This window comes from Pantoea sp. MT58, assembly GCF_014495885.1.
Lineage (GTDB): Bacteria > Pseudomonadota > Gammaproteobacteria > Enterobacterales > Enterobacteriaceae > Pantoea > Pantoea eucalypti.
Window position 1 is genome coordinate 2,526,967 of the sequence record NZ_CP061083.1, and the last position, 16,393, is coordinate 2,543,359.

At 56.4% G+C, this 16,393-nt stretch carries 13 protein-coding genes; 3 read left to right on the forward strand and 10 right to left on the reverse strand.

What is annotated here, in order from left to right:
* Positions 1 to 14: 14 nt before the first annotated feature.
* Complete coding sequence (locus tag IAI47_RS11940; protein ID WP_008925944.1) at positions 15 to 1,142, forward strand: cupin domain-containing protein; 1,128 nt, start codon at positions 15 to 17, stop codon at positions 1,140 to 1,142.
* 70 nt (positions 1,143 to 1,212) lie between these two features.
* Here IAI47_RS11940 and pepT read toward each other — a convergent pair whose 3' ends face one another.
* The 5 genes from pepT to lolC all read right to left on the reverse strand — a co-directional run bounded on the left by pepT (position 1,213) and on the right by lolC (position 7,042).
* Entirely contained in the window at positions 1,213 to 2,442 is a 1,230-nt protein-coding gene (gene pepT / locus IAI47_RS11945) for a peptidase T (protein WP_008925943.1), read from the reverse strand.
* A 479-nt stretch (positions 2,443 to 2,921) separates the two neighbouring features.
* Positions 2,922 to 3,755 (reverse strand): Sir2 family NAD+-dependent deacetylase, encoded by an 834-nt coding sequence (gene cobB, locus IAI47_RS11950; protein WP_003849841.1) that lies wholly within the window; start codon positions 3,753 to 3,755, stop codon positions 2,922 to 2,924.
* 146 nt (positions 3,756 to 3,901) lie between these two features.
* Entirely contained in the window at positions 3,902 to 5,146 is a 1,245-nt protein-coding gene (gene lolE / locus IAI47_RS11955; RefSeq protein ID WP_003849842.1) for a lipoprotein-releasing ABC transporter permease subunit LolE, read from the reverse strand.
* On the reverse strand, positions 5,146 to 5,850 hold the full coding sequence (gene lolD, locus IAI47_RS11960) for a lipoprotein-releasing ABC transporter ATP-binding protein LolD (RefSeq protein WP_003849843.1): 705 nt from the start codon (positions 5,848 to 5,850) through the stop codon (positions 5,146 to 5,148). Before lolD ends, lolE begins: the two co-directional genes overlap by 1 nt.
* Entirely contained in the window at positions 5,843 to 7,042 is a 1,200-nt protein-coding gene (gene lolC, locus IAI47_RS11965) for a lipoprotein-releasing ABC transporter permease subunit LolC (RefSeq protein ID WP_033743171.1), read from the reverse strand. Before lolC ends, lolD begins: the two co-directional genes overlap by 8 nt.
* A gap of 249 nt (positions 7,043 to 7,291) precedes the next feature.
* On the opposite strand from lolC, the gene IAI47_RS11970 reads away from it, so the two are divergent.
* Both IAI47_RS11970 and mfd read left to right on the forward strand, forming a co-directional pair.
* A complete protein-coding gene (locus IAI47_RS11970; protein WP_003849845.1) occupies positions 7,292 to 7,501 on the forward strand; it encodes a hypothetical protein in 210 nt (69 codons plus the stop codon).
* A gap of 228 nt (positions 7,502 to 7,729) precedes the next feature.
* Positions 7,730 to 11,173, forward strand: a complete 3,444-nt coding sequence (gene mfd, locus IAI47_RS11975; protein WP_003849846.1) for a transcription-repair coupling factor — start codon at positions 7,730 to 7,732, stop codon at positions 11,171 to 11,173.
* Between the two features lie 143 nt (positions 11,174 to 11,316).
* On the opposite strand, the gene IAI47_RS11980 is transcribed toward mfd, so the two are convergent.
* The 5 genes from IAI47_RS11980 to thiK form a co-directional block, all read right to left on the reverse strand.
* Positions 11,317 to 11,859 carry a glycine zipper 2TM domain-containing protein gene (locus IAI47_RS11980; RefSeq protein WP_003849847.1) on the reverse strand — a complete coding sequence of 181 codons (543 nt, stop codon included), beginning with the start codon at positions 11,857 to 11,859 and terminating at the stop codon, positions 11,317 to 11,319.
* Between the two features lie 560 nt (positions 11,860 to 12,419).
* Complete coding sequence (locus IAI47_RS11985; RefSeq protein ID WP_003849848.1) at positions 12,420 to 13,724, reverse strand: NAD(P)/FAD-dependent oxidoreductase; 1,305 nt, start codon at positions 13,722 to 13,724, stop codon at positions 12,420 to 12,422.
* A 212-nt stretch (positions 13,725 to 13,936) separates the two neighbouring features.
* On the reverse strand, positions 13,937 to 14,479 hold the full coding sequence (gene ycfP, locus IAI47_RS11990) for an alpha/beta hydrolase YcfP (RefSeq protein WP_003849849.1): 543 nt from the start codon (positions 14,477 to 14,479) through the stop codon (positions 13,937 to 13,939).
* Positions 14,480 to 14,519: 40 nt separating this feature from the next.
* Positions 14,520 to 15,560, reverse strand: a complete 1,041-nt coding sequence (gene nagZ / locus IAI47_RS11995) for a beta-N-acetylhexosaminidase (protein WP_008925939.1) — start codon at positions 15,558 to 15,560, stop codon at positions 14,520 to 14,522.
* A gap of 39 nt (positions 15,561 to 15,599) precedes the next feature.
* Entirely contained in the window at positions 15,600 to 16,382 is a 783-nt protein-coding gene (gene thiK, locus IAI47_RS12000) for a thiamine kinase (protein WP_050540849.1), read from the reverse strand.
* Between the last annotated feature and the right edge of the window lie 11 nt (positions 16,383 to 16,393).

Consider the following 16,393-nt stretch of genomic DNA (forward strand, 5'->3'; position numbering starts at 1 on the left):
AGCGGAACCCTTTTATGGACTATCAGCTCGATATTAACTGGCCCGATTTTATTCAGCGCTACTGGCAGAAACGCCCGGTAGTGCTGAAGCGTGGTTTTAAAAACTTTGTCGATCCTCTTTCACCGGATGAACTTGCTGGTCTGGCGATGGAAAACGAGGTGGACAGCCGCCTCGTCAGTCATCAGGATGGCAAATGGCAGGTCAGCCACGGCCCGTTCGAGAGCTACGATCATCTGGGAGAGAACAACTGGTCGCTGCTGGTCCAGGCGGTCAATCACTGGCATGAGCCTTCTGCCGCGCTGATGCGCCCTTTCCGTTTCCTGCCTGACTGGCGCGTCGATGACCTGATGGTATCTTTTGCCGTGCCTGGCGGCGGTGTCGGCCCGCATTTCGATCAGTATGATGTATTTATCATTCAGGGTACCGGTCGCCGTCGCTGGCGCGTTGGTGAGAAAGTGCCGATGAAGCAGCACTGCCCGCACCCGGATCTGCTGCAGGTTGAACCGTTCGATGCCATCATTGATGAAGAAATGGAGCCGGGCGATATTCTCTACATCCCGCCAGGATTCCCGCACGAAGGTTACTCACTGGAAAACGCCCTGAACTACTCCGTGGGTTTCCGCGCTCCAAGCGGCCGGGAGTTAATTAGCGGCTTTGCTGATTACGCGCTGGCCAATGAGCTGGGCAGCCTGCGCTTTAGCGATCCGGATGTGCCTTCTCGCGACTGTCCATCACAGATCCTGCCGCAGGAGATTGAAGGCGTTCGTCAGCTGATGCTGGATGTGGTCAATCAGCCAGAGCATTTTGAGCAGTGGTTTGGCGAATTTATTTCGCAGTCGCGTCACGAACTCGACGTCGCGCCGCCGGAACCGCCTTATCAGCCTGACGAAATTTATGATGCGCTGCAACAGGGTGATACCCTGAGTCGGTTAGGTGGCCTGCGTGTTCTGACCCTTGGCGACGCGGTTTATATCAACGGCGAGCGGGTTGAGTGTTCACGCCCCGATGTGATGGCAGTGCTGGCGAATCACTATCGCATCACACTCGACGATCTGGGTGATGCGCTGGATGATCCCGCCGTACTGGCGCAGATCGCCGGTCTGGTGAATGCCGGTTACTGGTTCTTTGGCGACGACGAATAATCAACACAGCGCTATCGGGCGCTGCTGCTGAATCAGGCTCTCTGACCCTTGTGGCAGAGAGCCTTTTTATTTAACTCTTCTTCTGCGCTGCCAGCTCTGACAGACGCACAATCACTTCCACCGACTTCGCCATGATATTCAGCGAGGCGAATTCATGCTTGCCGTGATAGTTATAGCCGCCGGTAAAAATATTCGGGCAAGGCAACCCTTTCCACGACAGTGACGAGCCATCTGTACCACCGCGAATCGGTTTCACCACCGGTTCAATGTCACAGTCACGCATCGCCTGTAAAGCCAGGTCGATAATGTGCGGGAACGGCTCGACCTTTTCACGCATGTTGCGATAGCTGTTAGTGATCTCAACCGTGACGGAGCAGTCCGGGTGCAACGTTTTGTTAATCTCCGCTGCAATCTGCAGCAGCGTCTGTTTACGCTGTTCAAAACTCTCTGTTTCGAAGTCACGAATGATATAGAGCATCTCAGCGTGTTCTACACTGCCTTTGATCTGATGCAGATGATAGAAGCCCTCATAGCCGTCGGTATATTGCGGTTTTTCACTGGCCGGAACGGCAGCATGGAACTGATTTGCCAGCTCCAGCGCATTGACCATCACGCCTTTTGCGGAGCCCGGGTGCACGTTATTACCGACAATTTTGACGGTGGCGGAGGCGGCATTGAAGTTCTCATACTCGAACTCGCCCAGATCGCTGCCATCAATGGTGTAGGCCCAGTCAGCCGCGAACGCGTCCACATCAAAATGTGAGGTGCCACGACCAATCTCTTCATCGGGCGTAAAGGCGACGCGGATCGCACCGTGCGGCGTGTCGCTGTTTGCCAGGTGCGCCATCGCCGTCATGATCTCGGCGATACCCGCTTTGTCGTCCGCTCCCAGCAAGGTTTTGCCATCGGTGGTAATGAGCGTGTGTCCAATCAGCTTGTGTAACACCGGGAACATAACCGGCGAGAGAATCTCATTGCCATTACCCAGGGCAATGTCTCCGCCGCGATAATTTTCGATAATCTGAGGGTTCACATGTTTTGCCGTAAAGTCAGGCGATGTATCCATGTGCGAGATAAAACCGATGACCGGCGTCGGCCAGTCGACATTGGCGGGCAATGTGCCCATGACGCAGCAGTGATCGCTTAGGGTGACATCGACAAAACCCAGCGCCAGCAGCTCTTCCTGAAGCTGACGCGCCAGCGTCCACTGCCCTTCACTGCTGGGGACCTGACGAGCCTGCGGCTTAGCCTGCGTCTCAACTGCCACATAACTTAAAAAGCGCTCAAGTAACTGTTCCATAGCCCATCCTTTAAAAGTGCCGTCCGATATTATTCACAGACCCGGCGGTTATAACGTTGCGTAAAATCATCTGGAGACAGGTTAGCGCTGTCGATAACCTTTGGGAAAGCAATAAGCCCGAAATAAACGCCTTATTACAAGATTGTTGCAGTAAACCTCGCAATGTTAATAACAAAGAGGCGGTTTGACCCGGCGAGAAAATCACCGCAGCGTGCAGACTCAACACAACGGTTACAGGGTCAGAGGAGAAAAGCGTCCCGTGGCTGGGACAAAAATCCGGGCGCGTTTTGAATAACGTAAGCGTCGGCCTGTTTACGGGCGCACCTCAGGGATGAGGTGCGTCATCGTGCGGGCCAGGCAGTTATGGATGACGGTTTTGCGGCTTTCCGATCTGACCGTGTTCCCGGTGCAGGCTGGATCTCACCGCTAATCGGGCCAGATTTTGCCTGTAACCTCGGGTGCGGTTATAGCCGCCCCGCTTACTTATAAAGCCCGCGCAGCAGCTTATGCACAAACTCCGGCACCACTTCGCTCGCCAGACCATAGTGCCGCTCGGCAAATTCGTTGCCCACCTGGCTCGGTTCCAGATTCAGCTCAACGGTATGCGCGCCCTGGATTTTGGCTTCATGGACAAAACCTGCGGCCGGATAAACGTGGCCTGAAGTGCCGATAGCAATAAAGTAGTCCGCCTGTTCCAGCGCCTGATAAATCTGCTCCATGCCCAGCGGCATTTCGCCAAACCACACCACATGCGGCCGCAGTGCAGAGGGGAACTGGCAACAGGTGCAGCGATCGTCCGGCGTGATATCACCGGTCCACTCAATCACCTGACCGCTGGTGACACAGCGCACTTTTAACAGCTCACCGTGCATGTGCAGCACCCGACTGTTTCCGGCTCGCTCATGCAGATTGTCGATGTTTTGCGTGACCAGCAGGAAATTGTCGCCTAACACCTGCTCCAGTTCTGCCAGCGCCAGATGAGCGGCATTGGGCTGAATCTCCGCCTCCTGTAACTGCTGGCGGCGCGCATTATAGAAGCGCTGCACCAGCGCAGGATCGCGCCTGAAGCCTTCAGGCGTTGCAACATCTTCCACGTGGTGCTCTTCCCACAGGCCGTCAGCCGCGCGGAAGGTCCGGATGCCGGACTCCGCTGAAATGCCTGCGCCGGTCAGCACCACAACATGCGGCTGAGGATGGGCGGCAAGTTCGGCCTGACGATCGCGCTCAAAAATGCGCTGGCGAAAGCGCTGATGCACTTTTCTCCGGGTTTTCTTCAGGCGGGCAAGTCGTATGCGGCGACGTGGTGTACGCATAAAATCTCCTGGCGTAGCGGCTGCGGTGAGCCGCTCTAAACAGATTCCGGGTCAACATCACCCGATAGTAACGGTTGCTGAGGGCACAACCCAACAGCAAAGGTCTTAAACAGATGCGGCGCGAAAACCTCTCGCGCCGCATTTTTTCACTGACCGCTTAATACCCGAGCCGGGTCAATGCGGCTGGCACGTCTGGCGGGATACCAGCTCGCCAGCAGGCTCAGCAGAATCGCCGTAATCAGTACTGAGAACACATCAATCCAGTGCAATTCCGACGGCAGGAAATCAATGAAGTAAATATCCCCCGCCAGCAGATGATGGCCGGTAATCGACTCCAGTCCGCGCACCAGCGAGGTCAGGTTCAGCGCCACCAGCACGCCCACGACCACGCCACTGACGCTGCCCAGCAGACCCGCCAGCAAACCGTACCAGATAAAGATGGCGCGGATTAGCCGATCTTTAGCGCCGAGTGTGCGCAGCACTGCAATGTCACTGCTTTTGTCTTTTACCGCCATTACCAGCGTGGAAACGATGTTAAAACAGGCAACGCCAATCACCAGCACCATCGCCAGATACATGATCGCGCGGATCATCTGAATGTCGCGATACATATAGCCGTAAGTGCCAATCCAGCTCTTGATGTAGACGTAAGAGCGGGTCGCCTCACCCGCATCGCGCACCAGTTTGACCGCCTGGAAGGGGTCGGTCATCTTCAGGGCGATGCCCGACACGCTGTCACCCATCTCCAGATAGTGCTGCGCATCGGCCAGCGGCACCAGCGCCAGACTGTGATCGAGCATGCCGCTCAATTGCAGGATACCGCTGACCTGAAGCCGGATACGTTTTGGCTGCAGCAGTTTGTTATCACCATCGTTATTGGGGATCATAATGGTGATCCAGTCGCCCTGCTTCACATTCAGCGATTTCGCGATGCCGCCGCCCAGAATGATTTGCTGCTTACCGGCGGCAAAAGTGGACCAGGCGTTATTGGCGACAAACTGTGGCAGTGCGCTAAGACGCGGCTCTTGTGCGGGATCAACGCCTTTAACCTGCAGCGCTTCCAGCCGGGCACCGCTCTCAATCAGGCCAGTGAAGTTCACGTAGGGCGCTGCCGCTGCAATGCCGGGCACCTTTTCAATCGGGGCAATCATCGACTGCCAGTGCTGAAACGGCTGATTGACCGCCTCGATCTCACCGTGCGGCACCACCGCCAGAATGCGATTGTTCAGCTCACGCTCAAAACCGTTCATGGCGCTCAGACCGATAATCAGCACCGCCACGCCCAGCGCAATCCCGATAGTAGAGATCACCGAAATCAGCGAGACCATGCCGCCACGACGGCGGCCGCGGCTAAAGCGCAGGCCCAGCAACAGGGATAACGACGAGCCCATTACAGCGCTCCTGCCATAGTAAGCTGCTCGCTTAACTGACCGTCACGCATCTCCATCTGTCGCGTCATGCGTTTTGCCAGCATCAGATCGTGCGTGACCACCAGAAACGCGGTGCCCTGACGCACGTTCAGTTCGCCCAGCAGTTCAAAAATAGCGTCAGCGTTGCGCGCATCCAGGTTGCCGGTTGGCTCATCCGCCATCACCAGACGAGGACGGTTGACCAGCGCACGGGCAATCGCCACGCGCTGGCGTTCGCCGCCTGACAGTTCAGAAGGCCGGTGCGTGGCGCGATGGTCCAGACCGACTGCCGCCAGCATCTCACGGGCGCGATCCTGCGCTTCCGCTTTCGCAGTTTTGCCAATGAGCAGTGGCATCGCCACGTTCTCCAGCGCACTGAAGTCCGGCAACAGATGGTGGAACTGATAGATAAAGCCCAGCTCGCGGTTACGCAGTTCGGCTTTGGCTGATGAGGACATGGCATTCAGTGACTGACCATCAAACACCACGTCACCCGAGGTCGGCGCATCCAGACCGCCCAGCAGGTGCAGCAGCGTACTTTTACCGGAGCCTGAGCTGCCAACGATAGCCGTCAGTTCACCGGGCTGGAGGCTGAAAGCCACATTGCGCAGCACATCGGTCTGCACGCTGCCTTCCTGATAGCGTTTGCACAGGTCGCGGCACTGCAACAAAGGAGTGTTACTCATAACGTAAAGCCTCAGCAGGTTGAACGGCGGCAGCGCGCCACGAAGGATAGAGCGTAGACAACAGCGCCACAATCATCGCGCTGAGGGCGATAGTGACCACCTGCCACACATTAATATCAACCGGCAACGCGGCCCCATCAAGGAACAGGCCAATTACCGGCATTAAGTTGTTGAGCTGGCTGGCGAGCAGGACGCCGAGCAGCGTGCCGAGCAGCGTGCCGATAATCCCGGCGCTGGCACCCTGAACCATAAACACCGCCACGATTTGCCGGCGTGTCAGGCCCTGGGTCTGGAGGATCGCCACTTCGCCCTGCTTCTCCATGATCAGCAGGCCTAATGACGTGATGATGTTAAAGGCTGCGACGGCGATGATCAGGCTCAGCAGCAGGCCCATCATGTTTTTCTCCATGCGCACGGCCTGGAAAAGATCGCCTTTGCGCTCACGCCAGTCTTTCCAGATAAGGCCCGCAGGCAATGTCTGCTGACTCAGACTGTCGACTGATAGCGGTTTATCCAGCCACAGTCGCCAGCCAGTAATATTCCCGGCCGGATAACGCATGACGCGCGACGCATCCTGCAGATTGACCAGAATCTGATACCCGTCGACTTCGCTATTGGCAGCATAGGTGCCCGCTACCGTAAACAGACGCTGACTCGGCACCCGCCCCATTGGCGTGAACTGGCTGACAGACGGCACCATCAAACGCAGCTGATCGCCACGTTTTACGCCAAGTTGTGATGCCAGCTGTTCGCCGAGAATGACATTGTACTGTCCGGGCTGCAGCACGCTCTGCTGGGTATTCACCAGGAACGGCGTCAGCGGATCTTTTTCATCCGGATTAATGCCCAGCATTACGCCAACGGAGACGCTGCGCGGGCTTTGCAGCACCACATTGGCGGTGGTCAGCGGCGCGATGCGGTTAACGCCCTGCAGATTCAGCGAGGCGGCGGGTTGCTGTTGGGGATTGAGACTGCCTTTGTCGCTGGTAATCAGCGCCTGCGGCATCAGCCCAAGAATATTGCCTTCGAGTTCACGCTCAAAACCGTTCATCACCGATAACACGGTGACCATCGCCAGCACGCCAAGCGTAATGCCAATCGTTGAGAGCCAGGAGACAAAGCGACCGAAGCGATCCGATGCTCGTCCGCGCATGTAACGCAGACCGATAAATAGCGCGACAGGTTGATACATGGAATCCAGTAAGCCGTTGCCTGAAAATAGGTAGTGGGATGATAAAGGAGCGGCTGGCTTTATGAAACCTCTAACCCTCTGAGTCGGCAGCAAAGTTGCATCCGGATGCGTCATCTCTTGCCCCAAAGCCGCGGAATAGCCGATAAAGCCGCCGCTTATTGGCTGATTATTCAGCGCAGATGGGGTGTAGACTATAATCAGTAACAGGATAAGGGGTGAATTTATCGCACAGCGGTAGAGGTAGCGACCATGTTGAAATTTCCCAAAGGCAGTATCGTCAAACATAAATCCGGGGAGATCAGAGGCGAAATTATCAATGTCTTTGAGCAGGGAAACGCACCCGCCGGCTACTACGTAAAGTGGGACGACGGCAACCTCAGCTACCATCCTGAGCAGGAACTATCCTGGGCAAATATCGACCGCCCACGCATGCATTACACACAGCAATCCATAAAATAAAATGCCCGCTTAACCCCGTCGCTGCATAGCGACGGCGGTTTTTTATGTTGCCTCGCCAGACTCCGTCTATTCTCTCTCTATCCGCTGCATTACCGCTGACGCCAGGTAATGGCTGACCAATCCCTGGATTCAGCGCGGAGCGGCAGGAAAATTGTGCCGCAAAGGTGATCCCCCTGACATAATATGGAATGATTACGTCCTGGAAAAATGGAGCAACCCCGAGATCCCATGCCCGAACAGACTCGTTATACCCTGCCCGTTAAATCCGGCGACCACCGTCAGCTTGGCCAGATTATAGGCGCAGCGCACGCGGTGGAGTGTGCCAGCATTACCGAACACCATGCGGGTCCGGTATTGATGATTACCCCCGATACCCAAACCGCCCTGCGTCTGCTGGATGAGATCCGTCAGTTTACCGATCTGCCGGTGACGCACCTCGCTGACTGGGAGACACTCCCCTACGACAGCTTCTCGCCGCATCAGGATATTATCTCCGCGCGCCTGTCGACACTCTACCAGCTGCCGGTGATGCAGCGCGGTATGCTGATCATGCCGGTCAACACCCTGATGCAGCGCGTCTGCCCGCACAGTTTCCTGCATGGCCATGCGCTGGTGATGAAGCAGGGACAAAAACTGTCACGCGACCGGCTTCGCGACCAGCTTGAGCAGGCCGGTTATCGCCATGTCGATCAGGTGATGGAGCACGGTGAATACGCCACGCGCGGCGCCCTGCTCGACCTGTTCCCGATGGGCAGCGATCAGCCTTATCGCATCGACTTTTTCGATGATGAGATCGACAGCCTGCGCCTGTTCGACGTCGACAGTCAGCGCACGCTGGAAGCCGTCACGGAAATTAACCTGCTGCCGGCCCATGAGTTTCCCAGCGACAAAGCGGCTATTGAGCTGTTTCGCAGCCGCTGGCGCGAAATTTTTGATGTGCGCCGCGAGTCGGAGCATGTCTATCAGCAGGTAAGTAAAGGCACGCTGCCTGCGGGCATCGAATACTGGCAGCCGCTCTTTTTTGAACAGCCGTTACCCAGCCTGTTCAGCTATCTGCCTGATAACACCCTGATTGTGAACTGTGGCGATCTGGAAGGCAGCGCCCGCCGCTTCTGGCAGGATGCTGAGGCGCGTTATGAGAACCGCCGCGTTGACCCGATGCGTCCGCTGCTGGAGCCGGTTACCCTGTGGCTGCGTCCAGATGCCCTGATGGGTGAGTTGAAAGCCTGGCCACGCATTCAGATGACCAATGAAGTGCTGCCCGACAAAGCGGCGAATACCAATCTCGGTTACACCCCGCTGCCCGACCTTGCCGTTCAGGCGCAGGCGAAAGCGCCGCTCGACCATCTGCGTCAGTTTATTGAAACCTTCAGCGGTGCTGTCGTCTTCTCGGTTGAAAGCGAAGGCCGCCGCGAGACCCTGCAGGAACTGCTGGCCCGGATTAAACTGCGCCCTCAGCCGGTACATCGTTTCGATGAAACTGTCGACGATCGTTTCAGTCTGATGATTGGCGCCAGCGAGCGCGGTTTCATTGATACCCAGGGTAACCGGGCACTGATTTGCGAAAGCGATCTGCTGGGCGAACGCGTCAGCCGTCGCCGTCAGGATACCCGTCGCACTATCAATCCGGACATTCTGATCCGTAACCTGGCGGAGCTGAGCCCCGGCCAGCCGGTGGTGCATCTGGAGCACGGTGTCGGTCGTTATATCGGCCTGACGACGCTGGAAGCGGGTGGTATTCAGGCAGAATACCTGATGCTCTCTTACGCCAATGACGCCAAACTCTATGTGCCGGTTTCGTCGCTGCACCTGATCAGTCGCTACGCGGGTGGCGCGGACGATAACGCCCCACTGCATAAACTGGGCAGCGATGCCTGGTCACGCGCCCGGCAGAAAGCGGCTGAGAAAGTGCGTGATGTGGCGGCGGAACTGCTGGATATCTATGCCCAGCGCGCCGCCAAATCCGGCTTTGCCTTTAAGCATAATCGTGAACAGTATCAGCTGTTCTGCGAAAGCTTCCCCTTTGAAACCACACCGGACCAGGCGCAGGCAATCAATGCGGTGCTGAGTGATATGTGCCAGCCGCTGGCCATGGACCGCCTGGTGTGCGGCGACGTCGGCTTCGGTAAAACCGAAGTGGCAATGCGCGCGGCGTTTCTGGCGATTGAGAACCATAAACAGGTGGCCGTGCTGGTGCCGACCACCCTGCTGGCACAGCAGCACTACGATAACTTCCGCGATCGCTTCGCCAACTGGCCGGTCCGCATTGAGATGCTCTCCCGTTTCCGTACCGCCAAAGAGCAGGCACAGGTGCTGGAACAGGCCAGTGACGGCAAGATTGACATTTTAATCGGCACCCATAAGCTGCTGATGAGCGATCTCAAATGGCACGATCTCGGCCTGCTGATTGTTGATGAAGAGCACCGCTTCGGAGTGCGTCACAAAGAGCGCATCAAGGCGATGCGTGCCGATGTGGACATTCTGACCCTGACCGCCACGCCGATCCCGCGTACGCTGAATATGGCCATGAGCGGCATGCGCGATCTCTCGATTATCGCCACACCGCCTGCCCGCCGTTTAGCGGTAAAAACCTTTGTGCGTGAATTTGACGATCTGGTGATCCGTGAAGCGATCCTGCGTGAAGTTCTGCGTGGCGGACAGGTCTACTATCTTTACAACGACGTTGAAAATATTGAGAAAGCGGCGCAGCGTCTCAGCGAACTGGTGCCGGAAGCGCGTGTGGCGATTGGTCATGGCCAGATGCGTGAGCGCGATCTGGAACGGGTGATGAACGATTTCCATCATCAGCGTTTTAACGTGCTGGTCTGTACCACCATTATCGAAACCGGTATCGACATTCCGACTGCCAATACCATCATCATTGAGCGGGCCGATCACTTTGGTCTGGCACAGCTGCATCAGCTGCGTGGTCGCGTTGGCCGTTCGCATCATCAGGCTTATGCCTGGCTGTTAACGCCGCATCCAAAATCGATGACCGCCGATGCACATAAGCGACTGGAAGCGATCGCCTCTCTGGAAGATCTGGGAGCCGGTTTTGCGCTGGCTACGCACGACCTGGAGATTCGCGGTGCCGGCGAGCTACTGGGTGATGAGCAGAGCGGACAGATGGAGACGCTGGGCTTCACACTCTATATGGAACTGCTGGAGAATGCGGTCGACGCGCTAAAAGCGGGTCGCGAGCCGTCACTGGAAGATCTCACCAGTAATCAGACAGAGGTAGAGCTGCGGATGCCCGCCCTGCTGCCAGAGACGTTTATCCCGGATGTCAGCACCCGTCTTTCGCTCTATAAGCGCATCGCCAGTGCAGAGGTTGAAGAGGAATTACAGGAGCTGAAAGTGGAGATGATCGACCGATTTGGCCTGCTGCCCGATCCAGCCCGAAATCTGCTGGACGTGGCGATTATCCGTCTGAAGGCCCGTGCTGTCGGTCTGCGTAAGATCGAAGCCAGCGACAAAGGCGGTTATTTCGATTTTGCGCCGAAGAACAATGTGGATCCAGCATGGCTGATCGGCCTGTTGCAGAAAGAGCCACAGCAGTGGAAGCTGGATGGCCCGACACGCCTGCGGTTTACCCGCGAGCTGTCGGAAAGAAAGATTCGCATGGAGTGGGTGCAGGGCTTTGTTTCACAACTGGCTGAGCATCAGGCGTAACACCTCTGCCCGCGCGCTACTGAGCTAATCGGTAAAGCGCGGGAAATGGCGATAAAAAAAGGCGCATCATACGATGCGCCTTTTTCATTATTTCACTATTACGTCGTGCTGTGTGGCCGCGAGTGCAGCAAAGCTTTGCCCAATTACGCCTGGTCGCCGTTGAGAACCAGCTGACCATTGCGATCCAGAGGAATACGCGTGCCGGGGTCATTTTCCATGCGGATTTTACCCTGCTGATCGCCTATTTTATAGGTCACGTCATATCCCAGTTTTTTCTCTTGTTTATCATAAACTGTTTTGCAGCGCTGTTCGGTTGTGGTGTAGGTATCCCGATCCTGCAGTCCACCCTGGACCTGATTACCGGCATAACCGCCCGCTACCGCACCCGCTACTGTCGCCACATCCCTGCCGCGACCGCCACCAAACTGGTGACCCAGCACCCCACCTGCCACTGCACCTAATACAGAGCCAGCAAGACGGTTTTCATCCTGTACGGCCCGACGGTGGGTCAGTGTGACGTTCCGGCACTCCTGACGTGGCTGTTTGATGCTCTCTTTGATTGGTGTTGCAGAGAGTACCTGAGCGTATTGAGGACCGCGATCAAACACATTCATGCCTGCTACGGCTGCAACACCCAGCGCTGCTGCCACACCAATACCGATACCCGCTAACATTGATTTATTCACAGGAAGTTCCTCCTGAAAAGTGTTACCGCGCAATCCTGCTGTTAAAGCATCCTCGTTAACTGAGGTATAACCGGCGTGCGCGACGCGCCGTGTTTGTTGAGATGAAGTTTTACAGATGGACCGAAAATGCAACATCAGATAAATGGAGGAAATTGGTCACTTTGCTATCAGGGCCAGTTTTTAGGAGAGTTCTGATGAGATGTAAGCCAGAAGTAATCGACACCAGAATTTACTTTAATCACTTCAAATTCAATACATTAAGAGATGACCAATATTGGCGCTACGCCCTGATCATATTGACACATGAACCCTGTCAGATTCGATACAGTGAGCCGATTCGCAGGAACAATAAGCGGCTGTAAACCAGTCAGACTGGTGATATCCCATTCACGCTGACGCCTCAGGGTTCGCGCGGCATAGCTGACTGAACGGGGCTCCAGCGCGACGAATAAACCGTTGCACGGCTGTCCGCCAGCCGCGACTCCCCACCAGTCTGGCGCAAAAAAAAAGCCCCCTCAATATCGAGGAGGCTTAGCCTTGACCAGACTGATTACGCTTGCTTAGTGCAGCTTAAGCCGGGGACGGATCACCCGGTTAATGCTGCCCACCAGCATCATCAGGCCAGTTTTAAAGTAGCCGTGCAGCGCGACCTGGTGCATACGGTAGAGTGAGATGTAGACAAAGCGTGCAATACGCCCTTCCACCATCATCGAGCCACGCATCAGGTTACCCATCAGGCTGCCGACCGTACTGAAGCGGGAAAGCGACACCAGCGAGCCATGGTCTTTATAGACATAGGCTTTCAGCGGTTTACCGTGACGCTGCGCCAGGATGTTTTCCATCGCGCGTGAGGCCATCTGGTGCGCCGACTGGGCACGTGGCGGAACAAAACCGCCGCCCGGCAGGGCGCAGGAGGCACAGTCGCCAATGGCGTAAATGTCATCGTCCAGCGTGGTCTGCAAGGTCTCTTTCACCACCAGCTGGTTGATACGGTTGGTTTCCAGTCCGCCAATCTCTTTCAGGAAGTCAGGCGCTTTGATCCCTGCTGCCCAGACCATCAGGTCGGCTTCGATAAACTCGCCGCCTTTGGTATTCAGGCCATTACGCTCAGCGCTGGTGACCATGGTCTGCGTCAGAACGCGCACGCCCAGTTTGGTCAGCTCCTGGTGCGCAGCAGCAGAGATGCGCGGTGGGAGTGCAGGCAGAATACGTTCGCCCGCCTCCACCAGCGTCACGTTCAGCGCTTCGCGTCCGAGGCCTTTGAAGCCGTAGCTGTGCAGCTGTTTCACCGCGTTGTGCAGCTCCGCTGACAGCTCAACGCCTGTTGCGCCGCCGCCCACGATAGCGATGTTCACTTTCTCGACCTTGCCTTCGCTGGCAGAGAATTTCAGGAACAGGTTGAGCATTTCGTTGTGGAAACGACGCGCCTGATGTGGATTATCCAGGAAGATGCAGTGATCTTTGACACCCGGCGTTCCGAAATCATTGGAGGTGCTGCCCAGCGCCATGACCAGCTGGTCGTAGGCCACTTCACGCTGTGGCACCAGCACTTCGCCCTGTGCGTTCAGCACTTCGGCCAGGCGGATCACTTTGCGGCTGCGATCGATATCGGTGAGCGAACCCAACTGGAACTCAAAACCGTGGTTGCGGGCATGGGCCAGATAGCTCAGTGCGTCAATGCCTTCATCCATCGAACCCGTGGCCACTTCGTGCAGCAGCGGCTTCCACAAATGGCTATGGTTACGATCAACCAGGATAATTTCGGCTTTCTTTTTACGACCCAGTTTATGGCCCAATTGCGTCGCCATTTCCAGGCCGCCCGCTCCCCCGCCGACAATAACAATTCTCTTAACAGACGTAGTCAACAAAGACCCCCTCAAATTGTGAACCAAAAGTTAACCAAAGGTTAAATTAAACCTTAAGAAACATAGGGTTGGCGAAGTTAAAATCGCAATCTGCGGCCAGAATAGCATGGCGGGAAGAGGAGAACATAAGAATATTGATATACATCAAAGCGGAGAAATAAAACTCAGATAATTACGTAACGAAAACAGGCACCTTGCGGTGCCTGACATGTTTAACCTGATGTTTTAAAAGATTTTATCCGCTGAAGGTGTGGGGATATGTTTTTGAATTTGTGCCCTTCTGTCTCATCCCAGACGATGTCATAAAACGGATGCAGCTGGTCGGCGATGCGCTGGCTGTCCAGCGCCTCATCATGACGGGAGAGGAAGGTCAGACAGCGGTCACGATTGCGCTCGCGAAAATCGCTGACGCATTTGGTGGCGATGTCCTGATACTCCTCGGGACGGTCAATCTTCCCTTCCATATTCTCCTGCGGAAAGAGGTTGGGATTGAAGATCGCCTGGCGGATGCCGCACAAAAACCCGATGCGCTCTGACCAGAAGCCGCCCAGCCCGACACCGCAAATCAGAGGGCGGTCATCGTCGGACAGCGTCAGCATCTTATCGGTCTCTTTCAGCAGAAACTGCATATCATGTTTAGGATGGCGGGTGCTGTAACTGATCAACCTGACGTCAGGATCGATAAATTGCAGTTGCAGCACCTTTTCGTGATTGCCCGGACTGTTGGAATCAAAACCGTGCAGATAAATGATCATAATAATCCTCAGGGTTGAGATAGCGCCGGGCAGTCACTGCTTACCACGACGCCTTGTGAGCCAGCCAGCGTTCCTGAAGCGCACTCAGTTGCTGGGCATTGGATTTCCAGCGATGCGTAGCCTGCAGCTCACCGCGGGTAAACCTGCCCTGATGATACAGCTGCGTCACGCGCTCTGACCCGACCGGGATCAGGTTATCCAGCACACTGATGGCTCCCTGGCGCTGATTGCAGACCAGAATCATGTCGCAACCGGCAGAAAGGGACTGCTGCGCCCGCTCAGAATAGCTTCCCATCACGGCGGCGCCCTCCATCGACAAATCGTCGGAGAAAATCACGCCATTAAAGCCCAGTTGCTCGCGCAACACGGTTTTCAGCCAGTATGGCGAGCCGCTGGCGGGCAGCGGATCAACGTCGGTGTAGATGACGTGAGCAGGCATGATGGCATCCAGCGCCTGCTCGGTGATCAGCTTGCTGAAGATCGCCATGTCATGCTCACGGAGCGTTTTTTCGTCGCGCGGATCCCGTGGCGTCTCTTTATGCGAATCGGCGCTGACCGCACCATGCCCCGGGAAATGTTTACCTGTGGTCTTCATGCCCGCCTCGTGCATCCCCGCAATAAAGCGGCGGGCAACAGCAAGAGCAATGGCCGGATTGGCGTGGAAAGAGCGGTCGCCGATGGCAGCGCTGATATGACCAATGTCGAGCACCGGCGCAAAGCTGATATCGATATCCATCGCGATCATTTCGGCCGCCATCTGCCAGCCCGCCTGCTGCGCCATCTCACCTGCGGTGTCTGCATCGTGAAGCGCGGCGAAGGATTGCATCGCGGGCAGTTGAGTAAAGCCGTCACGGAAACGCTGAACGCGACCGCCCTCCTGGTCCACCGCAACCACCAGCCGGGAGTGAGAGGCCGCGCGGATCTGCCGCACCAGCTCTGCCAGCTGAGCCGGGTCGTGATAATTTCGGGCAAATAAAATTAAGCCGCCGACCAGCGGGTGCTTCAGGATGTCGCGCTCTTCGCCATCCAGTTCATAGCCCTCAACGTCAAGCATCAGCGGGCCGGGTAAATGTGTTCTCATAACCTGAATCCTGTGGCGTTATGCAGCTGCATAACGCGATTAAATCTGTTCCCAGCTCTGTCGGGCCAGCTGGTGTAATGTTTCGTTTTCACTCTGACTGGCACGCAGCTGATACCAGCTGGCCATCAGCAAACGCAGCCAGGGTTGCCAGCGTCTGACCTGCTGCACCAGCGCGGGAAGCGGCAGCTGCATCGCCGCTGCATACTCTGCCAGCCAGTCGGCATCGTGCTGCGGATCGCTGGCACAGACGGCCGCCAGTTCCAGCGCCACGTCGCCATCGGCGGCATATTCCCAGTCAATCAGACGCAGGCCTTCGGGACCTTGTATGACATTGCCGGCATGCAGATCCATGTGCAGCGGTGCAAGCCTCAGCGGCCGGGGCTCACCCTGCTGCGTCAGGCGTCTGAGCGCTCGCAGCCAGCGATGATGCCGCTGAGGTGTAAGCTGCCAGTAATCCCACAGTAGCGATAACATCGACAGTTGATAGCCGGTCAGCGGCTGCTGGTGCAGTTGCTTCAGAAGGGCCACGATCTGCGGACGTTGCTCGCCGAAGCGTTGTGCATCCAGCGCCTCGCCCGCGCACCAGGTCAGGATAATTCCCTGAGGATGTGACGCTACGGGCTGCGGCGCCAGCCCCGTGGTTCTCAACTTTCGTAACAGTCGGAATTCTCGCTGCCGGTCCACAAAGGGAATAGCCGGTTGCGGTGTCGCCCGAACGATAAAGGTGCCGGACGGGCTGACAATCTTCTGGCTGTGTCCGGTCAGACCGGCCAGCGGCATAATCAATGCTTTGTCTGGTTCGCCCGTGACCTGTTCAATGATCCGCTGGAATG

Excerpts from the sequence above, each read along its gene's own strand:
- IAI47_RS11940 (WP_008925944.1), top strand. The coding sequence starts at position 15 with ATGGACTATCAGCTCGATATTAACTGGCCCGATTTTATTCAGCGCTAC.
- pepT (WP_008925943.1), bottom strand. The coding sequence starts at position 2,442 with ATGGAACAGTTACTTGAGCGCTTTTTAAGTTATGTGGCAGTTGAGACG.
- cobB (WP_003849841.1), bottom strand. The coding sequence starts at position 3,755 with ATGCGTACACCACGTCGCCGCATACGACTTGCCCGCCTGAAGAAAACC.
- lolE (WP_003849842.1), bottom strand. The coding sequence starts at position 5,146 with ATGGGCTCGTCGTTATCCCTGTTGCTGGGCCTGCGCTTTAGCCGCGGC.
- lolD (WP_003849843.1), bottom strand. The coding sequence starts at position 5,850 with ATGAGTAACACTCCTTTGTTGCAGTGCCGCGACCTGTGCAAACGCTAT.
- lolC (WP_033743171.1), bottom strand. The coding sequence starts at position 7,042 with ATGTATCAACCTGTCGCGCTATTTATCGGTCTGCGTTACATGCGCGGA.
- IAI47_RS11970 (WP_003849845.1), top strand. The coding sequence starts at position 7,292 with ATGTTGAAATTTCCCAAAGGCAGTATCGTCAAACATAAATCCGGGGAG.
- mfd (WP_003849846.1), top strand. The coding sequence starts at position 7,730 with ATGCCCGAACAGACTCGTTATACCCTGCCCGTTAAATCCGGCGACCAC.
- ycfP (WP_003849849.1), bottom strand. The coding sequence starts at position 14,479 with ATGATCATTTATCTGCACGGTTTTGATTCCAACAGTCCGGGCAATCAC.
- nagZ (WP_008925939.1), bottom strand. The coding sequence starts at position 15,560 with ATGAGAACACATTTACCCGGCCCGCTGATGCTTGACGTTGAGGGCTAT.